At 62.3% G+C, this 18,928-nt stretch carries 22 protein-coding genes; 10 read left to right on the plus strand and 12 right to left on the minus strand.

Annotated elements, in window-relative coordinates:
* On the minus strand, window positions 1–1,095 hold the full coding sequence (locus ABIE32_RS13630) for an ornithine cyclodeaminase (RefSeq protein ID WP_429016915.1): 1,095 nt from the start codon (window positions 1,093–1,095) through the stop codon (window positions 1–3).
* A 149-nt stretch (window positions 1,096–1,244) separates the two neighbouring features.
* Here ABIE32_RS13630 and ABIE32_RS13635 point away from each other — a divergent pair, with 149 nt between their 5' ends.
* Entirely contained in the window at window positions 1,245–1,670 is a 426-nt protein-coding gene (locus ABIE32_RS13635) for an Lrp/AsnC family transcriptional regulator (protein ID WP_224152627.1), read from the plus strand.
* 89 nt (window positions 1,671–1,759) lie between these two features.
* On the opposite strand, the gene ABIE32_RS13640 is transcribed toward ABIE32_RS13635, so the two are convergent.
* Window positions 1,760–2,506 (minus strand): DUF4336 domain-containing protein, encoded by a 747-nt coding sequence (locus ABIE32_RS13640; protein ID WP_429016917.1) that lies wholly within the window; start codon window positions 2,504–2,506, stop codon window positions 1,760–1,762.
* Between the two features lie 320 nt (window positions 2,507–2,826).
* On the opposite strand from ABIE32_RS13640, the gene ABIE32_RS13645 reads away from it, so the two are divergent.
* Window positions 2,827–4,107 carry an NAD(P)/FAD-dependent oxidoreductase gene (locus ABIE32_RS13645; RefSeq protein ID WP_224152386.1) on the plus strand — a complete coding sequence of 427 codons (1,281 nt, stop codon included), beginning with the start codon at window positions 2,827–2,829 and terminating at the stop codon, window positions 4,105–4,107.
* Window positions 4,108–4,193: 86 nt separating this feature from the next.
* On the opposite strand, the gene ABIE32_RS13650 is transcribed toward ABIE32_RS13645, so the two are convergent.
* The gene (locus tag ABIE32_RS13650) at window positions 4,194–4,784 is read right to left on the minus strand and encodes a PAS and helix-turn-helix domain-containing protein (protein ID WP_224152387.1); all 591 of its coding nucleotides are present in this window, start codon (window positions 4,782–4,784) and stop codon (window positions 4,194–4,196) included.
* A 92-nt stretch (window positions 4,785–4,876) separates the two neighbouring features.
* Between ABIE32_RS13650 and ABIE32_RS13655 the strand changes: the two genes are divergently transcribed.
* Window positions 4,877–5,578: a CoA transferase subunit A gene (locus tag ABIE32_RS13655; protein ID WP_184711688.1), complete on the plus strand. Its 702-nt coding sequence runs from the start codon at window positions 4,877–4,879 to the stop codon at window positions 5,576–5,578.
* 10 nt (window positions 5,579–5,588) lie between these two features.
* Complete coding sequence (locus ABIE32_RS13660) at window positions 5,589–6,227, plus strand: 3-oxoacid CoA-transferase subunit B (protein WP_224152388.1); 639 nt, start codon at window positions 5,589–5,591, stop codon at window positions 6,225–6,227.
* A gap of 77 nt (window positions 6,228–6,304) precedes the next feature.
* Here the strand turns inward: ABIE32_RS13660 and ABIE32_RS13665 are convergent, their stop codons facing one another.
* Entirely contained in the window at window positions 6,305–7,222 is a 918-nt protein-coding gene (locus ABIE32_RS13665) for a LysR family transcriptional regulator (RefSeq protein WP_429016921.1), read from the minus strand.
* 75 nt (window positions 7,223–7,297) lie between these two features.
* Here ABIE32_RS13665 and ABIE32_RS13670 point away from each other — a divergent pair, with 75 nt between their 5' ends.
* Window positions 7,298–8,560 carry a serine hydrolase domain-containing protein gene (locus tag ABIE32_RS13670; protein ID WP_429016922.1) on the plus strand — a complete coding sequence of 421 codons (1,263 nt, stop codon included), beginning with the start codon at window positions 7,298–7,300 and terminating at the stop codon, window positions 8,558–8,560.
* Here ABIE32_RS13670 and ABIE32_RS13675 read toward each other — a convergent pair.
* Entirely contained in the window at window positions 8,545–9,054 is a 510-nt protein-coding gene (locus tag ABIE32_RS13675; RefSeq protein WP_429016925.1) for a macro domain-containing protein, read from the minus strand. The genes ABIE32_RS13670 and ABIE32_RS13675 overlap by 16 nt on opposite strands.
* A 215-nt stretch (window positions 9,055–9,269) precedes the next feature.
* Here ABIE32_RS13675 and ABIE32_RS13680 point away from each other — a divergent pair, with 215 nt between their 5' ends.
* From ABIE32_RS13680 to mnmH, 5 genes are all read left to right on the plus strand, one after another.
* Window positions 9,270–10,013, plus strand: a complete 744-nt coding sequence (locus ABIE32_RS13680; RefSeq protein ID WP_429016927.1) for an aldolase — start codon at window positions 9,270–9,272, stop codon at window positions 10,011–10,013.
* 5 nt (window positions 10,014–10,018) lie between these two features.
* Entirely contained in the window at window positions 10,019–10,522 is a 504-nt protein-coding gene (locus ABIE32_RS13685; RefSeq protein ID WP_429016930.1) for an N-acetyltransferase family protein, read from the plus strand.
* Window positions 10,523–10,614: 92 nt separating this feature from the next.
* Complete coding sequence (locus ABIE32_RS13690) at window positions 10,615–11,196, plus strand: helix-turn-helix domain-containing protein (RefSeq protein ID WP_429016933.1); 582 nt, start codon at window positions 10,615–10,617, stop codon at window positions 11,194–11,196.
* Complete coding sequence (locus tag ABIE32_RS13695; protein ID WP_429016935.1) at window positions 11,196–11,726, plus strand: N-acetyltransferase family protein; 531 nt, start codon at window positions 11,196–11,198, stop codon at window positions 11,724–11,726. The genes ABIE32_RS13690 and ABIE32_RS13695 overlap by 1 nt, the downstream gene beginning before the upstream one ends.
* A gap of 187 nt (window positions 11,727–11,913) precedes the next feature.
* Window positions 11,914–12,966, plus strand: a complete 1,053-nt coding sequence (gene mnmH / locus ABIE32_RS13700; RefSeq protein ID WP_429016938.1) for a tRNA 2-selenouridine(34) synthase MnmH — start codon at window positions 11,914–11,916, stop codon at window positions 12,964–12,966.
* 32 nt (window positions 12,967–12,998) lie between these two features.
* On the opposite strand, the gene ABIE32_RS13705 is transcribed toward mnmH, so the two are convergent.
* The 7 genes from ABIE32_RS13705 to ABIE32_RS13735 form a co-directional block, all read right to left on the minus strand.
* Complete coding sequence (locus ABIE32_RS13705; protein ID WP_429016940.1) at window positions 12,999–13,670, minus strand: DUF1294 domain-containing protein; 672 nt, start codon at window positions 13,668–13,670, stop codon at window positions 12,999–13,001.
* Between the two features lie 5 nt (window positions 13,671–13,675).
* Complete coding sequence (locus ABIE32_RS13710; protein WP_429016943.1) at window positions 13,676–14,215, minus strand: DUF523 domain-containing protein; 540 nt, start codon at window positions 14,213–14,215, stop codon at window positions 13,676–13,678.
* Window positions 14,209–14,640 (minus strand): hypothetical protein, encoded by a 432-nt coding sequence (locus ABIE32_RS13715; protein ID WP_429016946.1) that lies wholly within the window; start codon window positions 14,638–14,640, stop codon window positions 14,209–14,211. Before ABIE32_RS13715 ends, ABIE32_RS13710 begins: the two co-directional genes overlap by 7 nt.
* Window positions 14,641–14,901: 261 nt before the next feature.
* On the minus strand, window positions 14,902–15,303 hold the full coding sequence (locus ABIE32_RS13720; protein WP_429016948.1) for a GFA family protein: 402 nt from the start codon (window positions 15,301–15,303) through the stop codon (window positions 14,902–14,904).
* Between the two features lie 262 nt (window positions 15,304–15,565).
* On the minus strand, window positions 15,566–16,861 hold the full coding sequence (locus ABIE32_RS13725) for a TRAP transporter large permease (RefSeq protein ID WP_429016950.1): 1,296 nt from the start codon (window positions 16,859–16,861) through the stop codon (window positions 15,566–15,568).
* Entirely contained in the window at window positions 16,854–17,360 is a 507-nt protein-coding gene (locus ABIE32_RS13730) for a TRAP transporter small permease (protein ID WP_224152401.1), read from the minus strand. The genes ABIE32_RS13725 and ABIE32_RS13730 overlap by 8 nt, the downstream gene beginning before the upstream one ends.
* Window positions 17,361–17,450: 90 nt before the next feature.
* Window positions 17,451–18,434: a TRAP transporter substrate-binding protein gene (locus tag ABIE32_RS13735; RefSeq protein WP_429016952.1), complete on the minus strand. Its 984-nt coding sequence runs from the start codon at window positions 18,432–18,434 to the stop codon at window positions 17,451–17,453.
* Window positions 18,435–18,928: the final 494 nt, after the last annotated feature.

The following is an 18,928-nucleotide window of genomic DNA, read 5'->3' on the forward strand; positions in this document are numbered from 1 at the left end:
TCAGGCGGTTGCGGCAGTCGTTTTCAATGGGTTGCGGGCAGGGCTATCGGCGTGCAGCACGCCAAACAGATCCTTGGGGTTGGCCAATTGTGGCAGCAGCAGCAGAGGCTGCAGCACGCCATGCTTTTGAGCCAGGGCGTGGAGGTAGCGCATGGCGGAGTAATCCTCCAGCGCAAAGCCGACGGAATCGAACACGGTGATCTCGTCATCACGCTGCCGGCCCGGTGCCTTGCCATGCAATACCTGCCACAGTTCGGTCACGGCAAAGTCGGGGGCCATGTGCTGGATTTCGCCTTCGATGCGGCTTTGCGGCGCAAATTCCACAAATACGCTGGCTTCCGGCAGGATGGCGGCGTCGAGTTCGGTCTTGCCTGGGCAGTCGCCGCCCACGGCGTTCAGATGCATGCCGGGCTGCACCATGGCGCGGGTCAGGATGGTTGCATTGGTCTTGTCGGCAGTCACTGTGGTCACGATATCGGCGCCATCTGCGGCATGGGCTGCACTGTCGCATACCGTCACCTGCACTTGCGGTGCATGGGCCTGCAGGTGGCGCACCAGCTTGTCGGTGGCGGCGCGGTCGATGTCGAACAGGCGCAGGGCTTCGATGCCCAGCAGACCGATGAATGCCAGCGCTTGAAATTCGCTCTGCGAGCCGTTGCCGATCAGGGCCATGGTGCGGCTGTTGGCACGCGCCAGGCGCTTGGCGGCCATCACGCTGGTGGCGGCGGTACGCAGGGCGGTGGTCAGCGTCAGCTCCGACAGCAGCACCGGCGCTCCGGTATCGGCCCGCATCAGGGCGCCAAACGCCATGATGGAGGGGATTCCGCGCTGCGGATTCTTGGGGTGGCCGTTGACGTACTTGAAGGCAAAGTGGTCGGCATCGGCCACGGGCATCAGCTCCATCACGCCGTCGCGGGTGTGCTGGGCAAGGCGCGCGGTCTTGTCGAAATCCTGCCAGCGGGCAAAGTCTTCTTCCAGGGCGGTGACGAGGCCCGCCAGCAGCGGCGTAAGGCCCACGCGGTGCACTAGTTCGGCGGCGGCATCGGTGCTGAGGAAGTCAACGGTTGCGGTGTAGTTATTGCTTGTGCTGGTCATGGTTTGCTCCTTGTTTTATAGCTTTTGGTGCCCAATGCATGGGCACTGGCAGCTGCCACCAGTGTGGCGCAGGGCGAAAACAAAGCAAAGTGCAAAAAATGGTAGAAAATGTCAGCCTTTGAAGCAAAATGTAGGCTGTTATTGTGCAAATTGACAAAACCGACCAGGCTCTGATCAGCATGCTGCGGCAAAACGCACGCGAAAGCGTGGCTACGCTGGCCGGCAAGCTCGGCGTATCACGCGGCACCGTCACCAACCGCATGGAGCGACTGGAGCGCGAAGGTCTGATCGTGGGCTACAGCGTGCGCCTGCGCCCCGATGTGCAGCCCGAGGTGTTGCGAGCCTGGATGAGCATTGAGATCGTGGGCAACGACACGCGCCGGGTGATGGCGTCCCTGTTGGGCGAGCCAGGCGTGGCGGCGCTGCACAGCACCAATGGCCGCTGGGATCTGCTGGCCGAGTTGCAGGTGGCGAGCCTGGAAGAGCTTTCGCGCGTGCTGGAGCGCATCCGGCTCATCAAAGGCATCAGCAACAGCGAAACCAGCATCCATCTGGAGAGCTTTCGCGTTTCTTGAAAGATTCTCTATTCTTCAAGAAAAATTGCCACTAGCGCATTGCAGATAAGCGACTCTAGCTATTGATTGGATAGCGATTTGGTTATCCATCAATCCAGCAGAAAGCCCAGCGCGGCGCGCAACTGCCTGGCAGCGTGCTGTTCGATCACCGTGTCGTGCGCCAGCACGATGCGCTGTACGGGCCAACTGCAGATCACCTGTGCGGCTGCGCGTGCGGCCGCCTTGTCACGGATGGCAAAGCGCACGGCCCGTGGCATGGCCAGGCGGCTGCGTGTGCCGTTCAGGCTGTTGAACAGGCGCGCCGACAGCGACAGATCCTGCGGGTAGTACTGCAGCACATCCGTCACGATCAGGCTGCCGCTGGGCTGGTGCAGCCACACGCATTCATTCAGCAGCGGAATGCCGCCCACGCATTGCATCTGCAGATGGTTGCGCCAGGCGGAGGGCGTGGCGGAATCGTCCAGCTGGCCCAGTGGGCCCGGCTGTTTTGGCAGGGTCTGCAACTGCAGCAAATCGCGCCTTTTGGCCGTGAGGCCTGGCGCTCCCCACAACTGTGCTTGTGGATAGAACGGCAGCCAGTCGCCAGCATACAAATGGTGCATGCGGTTGGGGGCCACCACCCAGGCCACGCTGCCCAGGGCATCGAGCGCGGCGCGCAACTGCGGTGTGGGTGCGACGGGCGAGTGCAGCCATAGCTGGTGGCCGGCCAGCCGGGCCACAGTCATGCGCGTGCGCAGTGGCAGGCCTTGCACACTGATGCGCTGCTGCGCGCTCCATAGATCGGGCGCCAACGGGGTCAACGGCAGGGAATCATGAGACGACGAATGGGACGACATGGAGGGCAGTGGATAGATGCAGGAGGGCCGCGGAACATTGAGGCAGGGTGGCATGGGAACCGGCCCAGTGTAGGGGCAGAACTGCATATGCCAGCTTGGCTGAAGTCCCCTCAACGCGACAAGTACAGACTAAGAACCTGTTCTAAGGGCGCGGGTTATCTGGGCTGCATTTGCTGCTTTGTATACGCCAGATCGTATAGGCAGAAACGTCGTCTTTTTGTATATACATTCAAGAATGTATGTTAAATTTGACTTAAGTTAAGCTACGGTTCAACCTGAGACAGAAAGACCGTACCGGAGACCGTGCAAAGGAGTGGCAGATGCACTATGACGTGGTAATTGTGGGTGGGGGCGCCGGGGGCCTGGAGCTGGCCGCACAGCTGGGACGCAAGCTGGGGGCGCGAGAAGGGCGCGAGCGCGTGCTCCTGGTGGACAAGATGCCCTTCCACATCTGGAAGCCCACCTTGCACGAAGTAGCGGCAGGCACGCTCGACGCGCACCAGGAAGGGCTGTCTTACACCGTGCTGGCCCGGCGCAACCATTTCAGCTTTGTGATGGGCGAATTCATGGCGCTGAACACCGCGCAGCAAAGCATTCGCCTTGCGGCGATCACCAATGAGGCGGGCAAGGAAGTGGTGCCCGAGCGCAGCATTGGCTACCGGCACCTGGTGCTTGCGCTGGGCAGCGGCTCCAATTCGTTTGGCACACCGGGTATCGAGAACGCCTATCTACTCGAAAGCGTGCGCGACGCGCAGCGCTTCCATGCCGACTGGCTCAGTGCCTGTGCCCACGCCTCGTATGCCGAGCCACGCTCGCTGTCGGTGGCCATCGTGGGGGCGGGCGCCACCGGCGTGGAGCTGTCGGCCGAACTGCTGGAGGCCCACAGCATGCTGCAGGAGAGCCAGGGCAGCAACCAACGCTTTCGGCTGGACATCAACCTGATCGAAGGAGGCGACCGCATTCTGGGCGGGCTGCCACCGCGCATATCGGAGCAGGCCACCACTGCGCTTGAGCGCAAGGGTGTGCGCGTGATGACGGGCACCCGCGTGCAGGCGCTGGAGCCGGGCGAGGTCATCACGCCCGATGGCCCTGTCTCGGCAGATCTGATCGTCTGGGCTGCCGGCATCAAGGCAGCCGACCGCAATGCGCTGCTGGGCCTGGAGGTGAACCGCATCAACCAGCTGGTGGTGAATGACCATCTGCGTACCAGTGCGCATCAGGTCTATGCGCTGGGCGACTGCGCAGCAACGCCATGGGTAGATGGAAAGACGGTACCCGCCCGTGCGCAGGCCGCGCATCAGCAAGGAACCTATCTGACCCAGGTGCTGTATGCCGCGCTGAAGGAAGGGCACTTCAACGAGCCCTTCGTCTACAAGGATTTTGGCTCGCTGGTCTCGCTGGGTGACAACAAGGGCGTGGGCAACCTGATGGGCGGCCTGTCCGGCAAGAACTTCTTCGTGCAGGGGCTGCTTGCCAAGTGGATGTACATGTCGCTGCACCTGATGCACCACCGAGCCATTCTGGGCACGGTCAAGACGGCAGTACTGGCCCTGGCGCGCCTGCTGCAGCAGCGGGTGTCTGGCCGCATGAAGCTGCATTGATCAAAAAAAGACAACGCAGCGGATCGCCCGAAGCCGTGTTCAGACCACGGCAGGGCGTTTTGCAGAGGGTCCCTGGTGGCGTTGGATCAGGCCTCGTCCGGCCCCAGCACGATATCGAGCGAGCTGCCACCGGCCAGCAGTTTCTGCACCAGTGCGGCAGATGATTCCGCGCCGTACTTGCGCATCAGGCGGGTGCGGTAGATCTCGACGGTGCGGTGGCTGATATCGAGGCAGCGGCCGATCTCCTTGCTGGTCATGCCTTCGAGCAGGCGGGCGGCCACCTCGCGCTCGCGCGCTGTCAGTTCGGCGCGCACCGGGCGCAGCGCGCTCAGGTCTTCAAAGCTCCACACGCCGCCTTCATGCGGATCGTCGCGGTTGAAGGCCCGGCCCATCACATGGCACCAGAACATCTCGCCGTTGGCGCGCTTCATGATGCGGTTGTCCGAATACAGGCCTTGCGCGCCCATGATGGGGGCAATACGCCGTCCCAGGCGCTCGAACTCGTCGGCGCTGGGGTAGAGGATCTGGAAGGACTGGTTGATCATCAACTCTCGCGAAGTGCGGAACATGGAACAGACCTGTTCGTTGCAGTCGATCATGATGCGGCGGTGCGAAACCACCAGGCCCACGGGCGCCATCTCGAAGGCCTGTCGATAATCAAGCGGTGTCACTCGCATGGCAAAAATTGTCCCCTTTACGAAATACTACGTATGCTAATACGTAGTATGCTTCATTCGCGGAACAAGCCCTTCTTAATTAGGAGACACGTGTGAACAAAATTTATCCGAATGCGGCAGCTGCACTCCAAGGCGTGGTCGCAGACAACCAGTTGCTGGCCGTGGGCGGTTTTGGCCTGTGTGGCATCCCCGAGGCGCTGATCGAAGCGCTGCGCGACAGCGGTGCCAAGAATCTGACCGTGGCATCGAACAATGCCGGCGTCGACGGTTTTGGCCTGGGCAAGCTTTTGGAGACCCGCCAGATCAAGAAGATGATCGCATCGTACGTGGGCGAGAACAAGGAGTTCGAGCGCCAGTACCTGGCAGGCGAGCTGGAACTGGAATTCACGCCCCAGGGCACCCTGGCCGAAAAGATGCGTGCTGGCGGCGCCGGCATTCCCGCCTTTTTCACCAAGACCGGTGTGGGCACGCAGGTGGCAGAAGGCAAGGAACTGCGCGAGTTCGATGGCGAGACCTATGTGATGGAGCGCTCCATCGTTGCCGATGTGTCGCTGGTCAAGGCCTGGCGTGCCGACAAGAGCGGCAACCTGCAGTTCCGCCTGACGGCGCGCAACTTCAATCCAGCAGCCGCCACCTGCGGCAAGGTCTGCATCGTGGAAGTGGAAGAGATCGTCGAGACCGGCGCCTTGAAGCCCGACGAAATCCACCTGCCTGGCATCTATGTGCACCGCCTGGTGCTGAACGCCACGCCCGAGAAGCGCATCGAAAAGCGCACCATCACCGAGAAGAAGTAAGGAGCCTGACATGCCTTGGACCCAAGACCAAATGGCCGCACGCGCGGCGCAAGAGCTGGAAGACGGCTTCTACGTCAATCTCGGCATCGGCATTCCTACCCTGGTGGCCAACCACACCGGCGACAAGGAAGTGTGGCTGCAGTCGGAAAACGGCATGCTGGGCATCGGCCCATTCCCCACCGAAGACGCCATTGACGCCGACCTGATCAATGCTGGCAAGCAGACGGTGACGACCATCGCCGGCTCCTCCATCTTCAGCTCGGACCAGTCGTTTGCGATGATCCGTGGCGGAAAGATCAACCTGTCCATTCTGGGCGCCATGCAGGTGTCCGAGAAGGGTGACCTGGCCAACTGGATGATTCCGGGCAAGATGGTCAAGGGCATGGGCGGCGCGATGGATCTGGTCGCTGGCGTCAAGCGTGTGATCGTGCTGATGGAACACGTGGCCAAGAAGAAGGACGGCACCACCGACCTGAAGATCCTCAAGAACTGCACCTTGCCGCTGACCGGCGTGGGCGTGGTCGATCGCATCATTACCGACCTGGGCGTGTTCGATGTGACCGAGCAGGGCCTGAAAGTGATCGAGCTGGCCCCCGAGGTGAGCTTTGACGACGCGCAATCCAAGACGGGTGTGACGCTCATCAAGTAAGCGCTGCATGCGTTGAAAGCAGGAACGCAGCCCCCGGGCTGCGTTTTTTGTGGCCTGGTGCCGGAATATTCAGCACCTCAGACTGGTGGCGCCTCGCGCAGAAAATCGATGAACGCCCTCAGCTTGGGAGGCATCTGCTTGCGCGCAGGGTAGTAGATGTGAAAGCCCGACCAGGGCCTCTCGAACGACTGCAAGGCGGGCACCAGCAAGCCGGTGGCCAGCTCCTCCTGAATGCTGCCCACAAACTTGTGCGCTACACCATAGCCCTGGCAGGCAGCGCGGGTGACGTAGGCGTCGTCCGAAAAGATCAGGCGCCCGGTGGGCTCGATGGACTGTTCCTTGCCACCCACCACAAAAATCCAGGGCACAAAACGCTTGGAGCCGGGAAGCCGAAAACGGATGCAATCGTACAGGGCCAGATCGGCCGGAGTCTGCGGCATGCCGTGTGCCTGCCAGTACGCCGGGCTGGCGACCACGGCTTCCCACTGGCCCTGGTCAAGCGGCAGCGACACCATGTCGCGTGCCAGAAAGGCGCCGAGGCGAATGCCTGCATCAAAGCCATCCTGCACGATGTCGGAAAAAGCATCGTCGGTGAACAGCTCCAGCTGAATGCGCGGGTAGCGCGCCAGAAAGGCATCGAGCCGGGGCGTGATGAGCAGCCCCGCCGCCAGCCGCGAAGTATTGATGCGCAGCAAGCCGGTGGGTTCATCGTGCGCGGCGCGCACCCTCTGCATGGCAAGGTCGAGCTGCTCCAGCGACGGCGTCACCTCTGCCAGCAGCTGTTCACCCGCTTCGGTGACGGAGACCTGGCGGCTGTTGCGCTGCAGCAGGCGCACATCCAGCTGTGCTTCGAGCTTGCGCATCTGCTGCGAAACGGCAGATGCGCTGATGCCCAGCTGGTTGCCCGCCTGGGTAAAGCTGCGCACGCGCGCCACCAGTACAAAGGTGCTCAGCGCATTCAGTGAATCGCGCTGGATAGATAAGTTTTTCTTCACGATGGGTGAAGTGTTGCACGCTTTTTCTTGAGTGTGAAGTGACGGACACTGCGGTTTTCCGCCAAGGAGTTCTCCATGAACCATGTGTTTGCCACCATGGCACGGCCGCTTGCCGCCGGTCTGCTTTCACTGGCCTCCATCGCCCACGCAGCCAGCGAGGCTGCGCTGGAGCAACGCGCCCGGCTCGCCGCCAACCTCAACACGGTGCTGGATACGGCCGTTGCGCAAAAGCGAATCGTGGGCGCCGTGGTGTTGGTGGCGCAGGATGGAGCCGTGCTCTACCGCCAGGCCGTTGGCTATGCAGACCGTGAAGCACAGCGGCCCATGCAGACATCGACCGGCTTTCGCCTCGCCTCCATGACCAAGCCGATCGTCACGCTGGCCGCCATGCGGTTGGTGGAAGAGGGCAAGCTGCAGCTGGATGCGCCCGTCACCCGGTACCTGCCGGATTTCCGGCCGCCCCTGGTAACGGCCCATGGCGAGAAGACCGTACCCACGCTATCGGTGCGCCAGCTCATCACCCACACCTCGGGCCTGGGCTATGGATTTGCGGAAGGGGCCGATGGTGCCTATGCCCGGCTGGGCGTCTCCGACGGGCTCGACAGCAGCGGCATCAGCCTGGATGAAAACCTGCGCAGGCTGGGCAAGGCGCCGCTGTACTTTGCCCCGGGCAGCCAGTGGCGCTATTCGCTGGGCATCGACGTGCTGGGCGCCGTCGTCGCCAAGGCAGGGGGTGCTTCGCTGCAGCAGGTGGTGGCGCAGTCTGTGACCCAGCCCTTGCAGATGCAGCACACCCGTTTTGCGGTGCGTTCGGGGTCGCCGCTGGCGGTCCCCTATGCCGACGGCAAGCCCCAGCCGGTACGCATGCGCGAGAACATGGTGGTTCCCCTCGCTGCCGGGCAGGATGGGGGAGTGCGCTTTTCTCCCAAGCGGGCGTTTGACCGCCATGCCTTTGCATCCGGCGGCGCAGGCATGGTGGGCAATGCAGACGACTACCTCCAGCTGCTGGAATCGGTTAGGCGCAGCGCCGCCGGGCAGCCCGGCCTGCTGCAGCCTGGAGCTGCGCAGGAGATGGTGCGTGACCAGGTCGGCCCGCAAGCCCAGACGCAGGGCCCGGGTTGGGGTTTTGGCCTGGGCTGGGCGGTTCTGGTTGACCCGGCCCTGGCCGGAACACCGCAGGGCAAGGGCAGCCTGCAATGGGGCGGGGCGTATGGACACAACTGGTTTGTCGATCCCGAGCGCAGGCTGAGCGTGATCCTGCTCACCAACACGGCGTTCGAAGGCATGGCAGGTCGGCTGGTCAACGAAGTGCGGGATGCGGTCTACGCTTCGCTGTAATTTGCCAAGGCATGGCCTGCCCCGCTTGCACCGCGAAAGCGCACCAGCCGCACATGCGCCTTGCTGTCGATGGTGTTCAGGCTCTCCTGCATCCAGTGCAGGGCCTGCTCCTCGCACAGCCCGCCGGTGCCTGCCCCCAGGGCAGGAAAAGCCACGGAGCGGTAGCCGCGCGTATTGACGATCTGCATGGCCGAATGCACGCTGGCCTGGATGGAAGCCTGCGACGCACGCCACCACATATCGATACCGGCCACGTGCACGATTGCCTTGAACGGCAACCTGCCTGCGCAGGTAGTCACGGCGCCACCCAGCGGAATGGCGCCCAGCATGCCCAATTGCCAGAAGGGCCGGTAGCCCGCCCGCTTCTTGATGGCGCTCGATACGCCTCGCGGCAGCAGCAGCCACCAGGGAATGATGTTGCGATTCCAGGCGTTGACAATCACATCCACTGGCTGGTCCAGGAGGTTGCCGTCGATGATTTCTATGTTTTTCATAGCATTTAGCGTTTGACTGGTGAGCGCCAGAGGCAGTTTTGATGACATATCCTGAAACCGAGGATAGCGATGGATTGCGGACACAATTGGCAGAAATACGGAGCGCATGCAGGAGACAGTAACAGCCGGTTTGTGCCCCAGGCGCTTGCCTGCGGCACGGGCGCCTTCCATACTGGTGGAACTTCTTCCGTCATCCTCTACAGAGTGGTCGCCCCATGAATGCACCCCATACCCCAGGCAGCACAGCGCACCCCTTGTTCACCGATCCCGATGTCGTCCAGATGCGCGAGGACATGGCGCTGGCCCTGCGTGCGGCGGCGCATTTCGGCCTGGGCGAGGGCGTATGCAACCATTTCAGCATGGCGCTGCCCGATGGCAGGCACTTTCTGCTCAACCCGCGCGGACTGATGTGGAGCGAGGTGCAGGCCGATGATGTGGTGATCGTCGATGACCAGGGCTGCGTGGTCGCAGGTGGCCACGCTGTGGAGCCTACGGCCATGTTCATCCACACGGCGGTGCACCGCATCGCCCGCAAGACCTGTGTGCTGCATACGCACATGCCTTACGCCACCGCACTCACCCTGACGCAGCAACGCGCGCTCGACACCACCTTGAGCCAGAACGCAATGCGCTTTCATGGCCGCGTGGCGGTGGACAGCCAGTACAACGGCTTTGCACTGGATGGGCGCGAAGGCGAACGCATTGCCCATGCCATGCAGGGCGCGGACATCAGCTTTCTGGGCAACCACGGCATCATCGTTTGCGGCGAGCGCATGGACTACGCCTTTGACGACCTGTACTACCTGGAGCGCGCCTGCCAGGCCCAGGTACTGGCGCAATCGACCGGAGTGCCACTGGCGCCCTGTGATCCGGCGCTGGCCGCACGGGTGGCCGAGCAGGCCAACGGCGAACGCCTGCAATCGACCCTGTTTTTTGAAGCGCTGCGCAGAAGGCTGTAATTGCGATGCAGATATCCATTGAAGCCCTGCAGCCTGCGCAGTTCGACGCCATCTGGCAGGTGTTTGATACGGTGGCGCGCGAAAAGCACTACCTCGCATCGCAATGCGCGCCAGCGCCTGCGCAGATGCGCGAGTATCTGCAAGCCTATATCGACAAGGGCCAGCCGTACTTCGTGGCGCTGGCAGACGGCCAGGTGTGCGGGTGGTGCGGCGTGCAACCCGTGCACGGGCAGGCGCGTGCCCATGTGGGCATGCTCGGCATGGGCTTGCTGCCCGCAATGCGCGGCCAGGGCATTGGAGAGCGGCTGATGCAGGCCGCGCTGAAAGCCGCGCAATCCTATGGCTTTACACGGGTGGAGCTTGCCGTGCGTGCAGACAATGCGCGGGCCATAGCGCTCTACGAGCGCCAGGGCTTTGTGCGCGAAGGGCTGCTGCGCGATGGCTTCTGTGTGGATGGGGTGTACTTTGATATGCACACCATGGCATTGCTGCGCAAGCCGGTCGTTTAAGAACCTGTTTACGCTCTCCTCCCGCCGCTGCTGAATGCATTTTGAATGCATTTATTCTGATAAATTGGAAATTTTTCCTTTATGATGGATTCATGTCCATCGACCAGCTTCTCTCCGTCCGCGTGCATGGCCTGCGCAAGGCGCGCGGGCACACGCTCGATGCTCTGGCGCAGATCAGTGGCGTGAGCCGTTCGACCATCTCGCTGATCGAGCGGGGCGAGACCAGCGCCACTGCCGCAGTCCTGGGTAAATTGGCGCAGGCGCTGCAGGTGTCACTGGCATCGTTGTTTGAAGAGGAGCGCAGCGGCGAAGTGGCGCAGCCCCTGGCACGCGCTGCCAGCCAGCCGCGCTGGCAGGACCCGGCCACGGGCTACGTGCGCCGCCAGCTCTCGCCAGCCAGCTATCCAGCGCCGCTGGAGCTGGTGGAGGTGCGCTTTCCTCCTGGCCAGAGCGTGGCTTTTGACCATGCTCTGCGCAGCCAGCCGCTGCACCAGCAGTTGTGGATGCTGGAAGGCACCATGCAACTGACCCTGGGCGATCAGCATTGGGAGCTGCAGGCGGGCGATTGCCTGGCGATGGAACTGAACCAGACGCTGGTGTTTTCCAACACCGGCAATACGCCCGCACGCTATGCATTGGCCTTGGTGAACCCCGAATTTTCCCGGAGCAAGTGATGAGTGAACCGAAACTGGTGCCATGCACCCATGAGCGCCATGCCGCTGCAATCCTGGCCATCTTCAACGATGCCATCGTCAACAGCACGGCGCTGTATGACTACCAACCCCGCACGGCAGAGAGCATGGTGGCCTGGTTTGCCGCCAAGCAAAAGGGCGGCTGGCCGGTGATCGGCCTGGAAGACGAGGCCGGTGCGCTGCTGGGCTTTGCCAGCTACGGCAGCTTTCGCGCCTACCCGGCCTACAAGTACACCATGGAGCACTCGGTCTACGTGCGCAACGACCAGCGCGGCCGGGGGCTGGGCAAGCGGCTTTTGCAGGCGGTGATTGCCGAGGCCCGGGCGCACGATGTGCATGCGCTGGTGGGCGCCATCGACGCTGCCAACACGGGCTCGATTGCGCTACACGAAAAGCTCGGTTTCAAGAGCGTGGGCCTGATGCCGCAAGTGGGCTTCAAGTTCGGGCGCTGGCTGGATCTGGCGCTGTACCAGCTGACCCTGGAGACGCCCGCGCAACCCGTGGACGGCTGAACAGCTGCCACTGGCTTGCGCGTGGTGGGATAATGCCAGCTTTCGCGCGCAGCGTGCGCCCATTCCAAGAAAGGGGCGCACAAACGGATGTATCGAGGCTCGATCAAACACTGCGAAGCCGCTGTTGCCATGACAGCAGCGCCCCGTTTTTGATTGACTCCCATGTGGGAGTGCCGAGCCTTCTGCCATGTCTCACCGCCAGCCTGTCCGCATCAGCGACATTGACCAGTTCGACACCATCGTCGACGCCCGTTCGCCCGCCGAATTCGAGCAGGACCGCATTCCCGGCGCCATCAACTGCCCCGTGCTCAGCAACGAAGAGCGCGCGCAGATCGGCACCATCTACAAGCAGGTCAGCCCCTTTGAAGCCAAGCGCCTGGGCGCAGCCATGGTCAGCGCCAACCTGGCGCGGCATCTGCGCGAGACCTTCCATGACAAGCCTGCCAACTGGAAGCCCTTGGTGTACTGCTGGCGAGGCGGGCTGCGCAGCGGCTCGATGGTGACCTGGCTGCGCCTGGTGGGGTGGGATGCGCAGCAGCTCGCTGGCGGTTACAAAGGTTTTCGCTCGCATGTGATCGAACAGCTGGACACCCTGGTGCCCCGGCTGCAGCTGCGCGTGCTGTGCGGCGCAACCGGCAGCGCCAAGACCCGTGTGCTGCACGCCATGGCGGAGCAGGGCGCGCAGATCATCGATCTGGAAGGCTACGCCAGCCACAAGGGCTCTCTTTTGGGCAGCCTGCCGGGCGTTGCCCAGCCCAGCCAGAAGCATTTCGAGACCTTGCTGGCCGAGCAGATCGGCACGCTCGATCTGGAGCGCCCGGTATTCATCGAAGGAGAAAGCGCCAAGATCGGCCGCATTGCACTGCCCCTGCCGCTGGTGGCGCACCTGCGCGCTGCGCCGGTGGTCGAAATCCAGGCAACGCCAGAGGCGCGCCTGGCCTACCTGCTGCGCGACTATGCCTACCTGGGCGACGATGCGGCCCTGCTGGAAGAAAAACTGGGCTACCTCAAGGAATTGCAGGGCAAGGAGGCGGTGGCACGCTGGCAGGCCTGGGCGCAGCAAGGCGCGCTGTCGCCCCTGTTTGCCGAGCTGATGGCGCAGCACTACGACCCGCACTACGAACGCTCGCAATCACGCAACTTTGCCCAGTGGCCAGCACGCCAGAGCTATGCGACCGATGATCTGAGCGATGCAGGCATTGAGCGCCTGGCACTCGGCATTACCGCCCACACCCATTGAGATTGAGCCGTGCGGCGGTAAAGAACGACAAACTAAGGCAGCAAATGGCGCCCGGCGGGCGAACATACATACACCAGGGCGGCCACGTTGAGCAGCACGGTCAGCCAGAAAACCGCGCGAAACTCCGTCTTGGCCGATTTGTGGCGCAGCACCTGTTGCGCCACCAGCGCTCCAGGCCATCCGCCGCCCAGTGCGAGCAGGTGCAAGGTACTCTCTTTGGTGCGCCACTGGCCGCTTTGGGCTGCGGCTTTGTCCATGGCGTAGATGACAAAGGTCAATGCGCTCAGGCCTGCATACCACCATAGCAGCCAGGATGGCGGGCGCCACAGCACGCCCAGCCCCACACCCAGCAACACAAAGGCGGGCAAGGCAAACAGGCTGGCGGTTCCCCAGCGGGCACTGCCATGGGCAGAGCGGGCGGATGCGGGGCTGCGCTGCTGCCCGCCGCGAGCGGGCCTGCCAGCAGGAGTGGTAGGGCCGGCAGTGCCAGCACGCGGGCGAACCAGTTGCACCTTGCGGGCACGCTTCTTGCCTCCCGGGCCCGGCTCCACCTCAAAGCTCAGCCGCTGCTGTGCCTGGGGCCGCGCAGCGCCCGGGCCAAATGCCTTGATGTGTACAAAAACAGGGTCGCCCCCTTGGTCGGTGGCAATGAAGCCAAAGCCGCGCTCGTCATTCCACGACTGCAAAGTGCCTTCAAAACGCATGTCGATCAATCCTTGCTGCGGGCGCCGTCCATGGCCTGCAGGGCTTGCGCTGCAGCATCCCATTGGTGTTCGCCAAACACCGTAATGCCCGCATCGCGCAGCAAGGCGCTGGTCACGCCGTCGCCAGCCACCTTGCGGCCCGCAAACTGGCCGTCGTAAATATGGCTGGATCCGCAGGAAGGGCTGAAATCCTTGAGCACTGCAACCCGTATGCCGTGCTTCTGCGCCAACTGCAGCGCAAGCCGGGCGCCGCGTGCAAAGGCATCCGTAACATCGTCACCTGCGCTGTCGCGCACCTGAGCGCGGCCAGACAGCACGCTGGCACCGCTGCCGCCCGTGGTGATTTCTGCCGGCGGGCGGGGTGTTGGCAGGCCGCCTGCCACCTCCGGGCAGATGGCAACCACCCGGCCCTGCGCCAGCCAGTGCGCCAACACCGGGTGTTGCGCCAATTGGTGGCCTCCGTCATAACGAACGGGTTGGCCCAGCAGGCAGGCGCTGACCAGTATCTTGGGCAAGCCCTTATCGGTGGTTGGCTGGTTCAGCATTGAAAGGCCTCATGAAACCGCGCATCCGCTGCCTCTTCGCAGCGCAGGCCTGTGGCATCGATCCGCAGCCAGGCTCCTTGGGCGCTCTGCAGCTCCAGCCGCAGGGCTGCTCCACCCGCTCCATGGGCGCCATCCGCTGCATACAGGCTGGGCACGGGCAGGGCGCGCAGGCGTTCTTGCACCAGCACCAACTGGCCTTCCGCCAGCCGGCCCGTGCAAGCTGCCATGTCGCCGGTGACCAGGGCACCCGTCAATACCAGGCTCAGGCCATTGGTATAGCCTTGCCGGAGGCTGCGGCGGGAAGAGAGCGCTTCGTTGGCCTCAGGCACGCACAGCATGGCCGCTGCAAAACGAATCACCAACCCGGCAGGCAAGGTTTCGATGCGGCTGATTTCGGAATCGGCAAACTCAAAAAGGCGGGTCATGCGGCAGAGGGATAGCGCACACGCAGGAGTGGTGCTATAAAAAACAAAGCGAATCGCGCTTGCGGGGTGCGCGCTAGGGAGCCTCTGCAAAACCCTCGCCAGATGGGATGGGCGTGGGTCGGGATGAGCCGCAAGGCGTCTTTTGAAGGCAATAGCTGTAGCTATTGACGAAAAAGACAACGCAGCGGATCGCCCGAGGCCGCGTTCAGACCACGGCAGGGAGTTTTGCAGAGGCTCCCTAGAGGCTATTTTCTTATGAAATCAGCTGCCTTCGGCAAAGGCGGGCACGTTTTCCAGGTCATGAATCCACGGCATGGCAGAACGCGTCCAGATCTGTTTGCGCGGCGGCAGCCCGGCGCGCTCGGCCACGCAGCCCAGGCGAATCACCACATACTGCGGGTTCACGGCCTCGCTGCCATACAGAGGCGTGCCGCATTCGGGGCAGAAGACTTGCGCGCGCCGTTGGCCGCTTTGCGCGGTCTTGACATAGGCCTTCGGGTTGCCCTGCAGTTGAAACTGATCGATGGGCGCCCGGACGATGGCCCGCATCGGCGCGCCCGACAGCGTCTGGCAATCACTGCAATGGCAGAGCGTGACGCGTTCAGGGTCGATATCGGCGGTGAAGCGGATGGCGCCGCAGTGGCAGGAGCCGTGGATGTGCATGGGTGTCTCCGGTTTTCAGTCAGTCTGTAAAGAGCCGAGTACTGACGATAAGGCGCCAGGGTGTCAAACGCTGCCGCCATGGCGCCAGCCCAAGGGGGATGCTCCGAAAGGGTATGGTCAGCGCAAGAAGCTCTTGAGAGAAGACATACACCACCGGCCATTGTCATTGCGAACGCTGGTGCCTTGGCTGGGTGGCAGTTGCAAACCCACGGGCGCAAAAAAAACCGGCTGCAGGAGCCGGTTTTTCGCAAGCGGGAGGGGCCTACATATTGTTGGGCAGCACCGTCACGATCTGCGGGAAGAACCACAGAATCACCAGCGCAATCACCATCAGGAAGAAATACGGCGCGCAGACCCGGGCGATATAGGTGATCTGCTTGCCCGTCATGCCCTGCAGCACAAACAGGTTGAAGCCCACGGGCGGCGTGATCTGGGCGGTCTCCACGGTAATCACCAGGAAAATGCCGAACCACAGCGGGTCGATCCCTGCAGCCTGGATGATCGGCAGCACCACACTCATGGTCAGCACGATGGTGGAGATGCCATCCAGAAAGCAGCCGATCACGATGTAGAAAATGCCGAGCACCACAATCAGCATGGCGGGCGACAGGTTCAGGCTGCCCACGTATTCGGCCAGCTGGCGTGGCAGGCCCATGTAGCCCATCGACAGCGTCATGAAGGCGGCGCCAGCCAGAATCAGGGCAATCATGCAGTACAGGCGCGTGGCGCCAAACAGCGAATCCTTGAAGTTTTTCCAGGTGAGTGCGCCTTGTACCGCAGACAGAATGAGCGAGCCCACCACGCCAATGGCGGCTGCTTCGGTCGCGGTGGCAATGCCGGTGTAGATGCTGGCAATCACCGAGGCGATCAGCAGCACCACCGGAATCAGGTGGCGCGATTCGTAAATCTTCTCCTTGAAGCCTATCGTGGCATCGGCCTTGGGCACCTTGGAGGGATTCATCAGCGCCCACACCATGATCCAGCCGCTGAACATCACCGCCAGCATGATGCCCGGCAGCACACCGGCCATGAAAAGCTTCGATATCGACAGCTCCGCCGAGACGCCATACACGATCAGGATGATGGAGGGCGGAATCAACAGGCCCAGCGTGGCGGGGCCGCCCAGCGAGCCAATCACCTGGTCTTGTGGGTAACCGCGCTTCATCAGCTCAGGCACATTCATCTTGCCCACGGTGGCGCAGGTGGCGGCAGACGAGCCGGAGACCGCTGCAAAGATCGTGCAGCCGATCACATTGGTGTGCAGCAGGCGGCCGGGCAGTGCGTTGACCCACGGTGCCAGGCCCCGGAACATGCTCTCCGACAGATTGGTGCGGTAGAGAATCTCGCCCATCCACACGAACAGGGGCAGGGCCGTCAACGTCCAGCTGCTGGCCGAACCCCAGATGGTGATCGCCATGGCGTCGCCTGCGGCGCGGGCGGTGAAGAACTGCATGCCGAACCAGGCCACGCCGGCGAGCGTCAGGCCCACCCACACGCCGCCGCCCAGCAGCAGCAGGAGCACCACGATGAGTGCAATGCTTGCGGTAATTTCACTCATGGTGTGCGTCCTCGTTCACGGCGGTCTGGCGTTTGCCCATCAGCTCCAGCACCAGCTCATCGCACAGGGCGATAAAGAAGATGAGGGTGCCCAGAGCCATGAAAATCTGCGGAATCCACATGGGCGTGGCATCAATGCCCACCGAAATATCTTCGATGTCCCATGACTGCCAGGTCAGCCGTGCAGAATAGAAGGCCAGAAAACCCGCCAATATGGTGGCAATCAGCAGCGCGGCAACTTCCATCACCTTGAGTGCCTTGCCCTTGAGCGCGCCCAGCAGCAGGGTCACGCGGATATGCTCGCCCTTCTTGAAAGTGCTGGCCAGCGCCAGAAAACCGGCGCCTGCCATCGCGTAGCCCGCGTAGGCGTCGGTACCGGGTGCGTTGAAGCCGATGACGCGGCTGAGGACGGTGAGCAGCACCATCACCAGAATGCCGATCATGGACAGCCCTGCCAGCCAGGCGGCGGCAGAGTACAAGCCATCTAGAAATTTACGCATGTTTGTGTTCCAAGGCTGTGGTCACTGACAAAGGCGCCCATCGGCCCAGAAGGCAGATGGGCGCATGCCATCGTGATCCGGTGCTGATCCTTACTTGGCAGCCTTGTACGCGTCCAGAATGGCCTTGCCATCGGCGCCGGCCTTCTCGGTCCACTCCTTCACCACGGTTTCCCCTACCTTGGCCAGGTCTGTCTTGAGCTGGGCAGAGCCCGTCTCGATGCTCATGCCGCCTTGCTTGAGTGCTGCGATCGATTTGGCATCCACTTCCTTCGATTCCTTCCAGCCGCGCTCCTCGGCTGCGGCTGCGGCCTTCAGCAAGGCATCCTGCTCGGCCTTGCCCAATGCGGCAAAAGCCTTCTTGCTCACGGTCACGGCATTCTTTGGAATCCAGGCCTGCACGTTGTAGTAATACTTCAGGTTCTCGAACAGCTTGTTGTCGGCGCCAGTCGCGCTTGACGTGATCAGGCCATCGACCACGCCCGTGGCCAGCGCCTGCGCCAGCTCGGCCTCTTGCACCGTCACCGGCTGCGCGCCGATCAGCTCGCCAATGCGCGCCGTGGTGGGCGAGTACACGCGCCACTTCATGCCCTTCAGATCGGCCACCGAATTGACCGGCTTCTTGGTGTAGATGCCTTGCGGCGGCCACGCCACTGAATACAGCAGCACCTGGCCCTGCTTGTCGAGCAGCTTTTGCAGTGCAGGCTTCTGGGCCTGGTACAGCTTGAAGGCGTCGTCATAGCTGCCCACCAGGAAAGGCAGGCCGTCCACACCAAAAATCTGCGATTCGTTCTGGAAACTCACCAGAAAGAACTCGCCCATCTGCGCATTGCCGGTCTGCACGGCACGCTTGATCTCGGGCATCTTGAACAGCGAGGCGCCGAAGTGGGGCGTGATCTTGAGCTTGCCGCCCGTGGCTGCGTCCACATCCTTCACAAACAACTCGTTGTTCTTGGAGTGGAAGTTGCCGGGCCCGTAGGCAGTGGCGAAATCCCACTTGGTCTGGGCGGCAGCCGCCGTGGCAAAACCGAAGCTGGCTACCAGGGTGGCGGTAGCACAGAAAAAACGACGCTTCATAGTGGCTCCTCAAAAGAAAGCGGCTCAGCGGTCGCTGGCCAGGATGAAAACGGTGAACGCACAGCGCTGCAGCCCTCCGCTACGCGCCGCTTGCAATGTACCTGCAAATTGCTTGCTAAAAGTAACAGTTCTACCAATAAACTTCCATCAGGGATTTCAACAATATCGAAAGTTTGTAGGTCTTGTTTTTTCTTTTGTTGAGTGTGTTATGAAAGATTGTTCAACGATTTGATTGCATGACTAAGGAGCGGAGGAACGGGCGGTGTCCATGCGACGACATCGTTCTCAACTTTTAGCCCCTCTGTCGGCACCCAGTTCTTTTTTGACGGAAGCGACCCGCTACGCGATTGGCTTGCGAGCCCAGTTTTGCATCGGCGTTGAGAAATTGCTACCTGGAGCGGCTTTGTTGCACAAATCCGGGCCGCAGCGGTAGTAGGCTCGGATGATGAGTGAGACGAACTGGGGTCGGCGCAAGTACCGCACCACAAACTGGA

Source organism: Comamonas sp. 4034, assembly GCF_050434545.1.
GTDB classification, from domain to species: Bacteria; Pseudomonadota; Gammaproteobacteria; order Burkholderiales; family Burkholderiaceae_C; genus Comamonas; species Comamonas odontotermitis.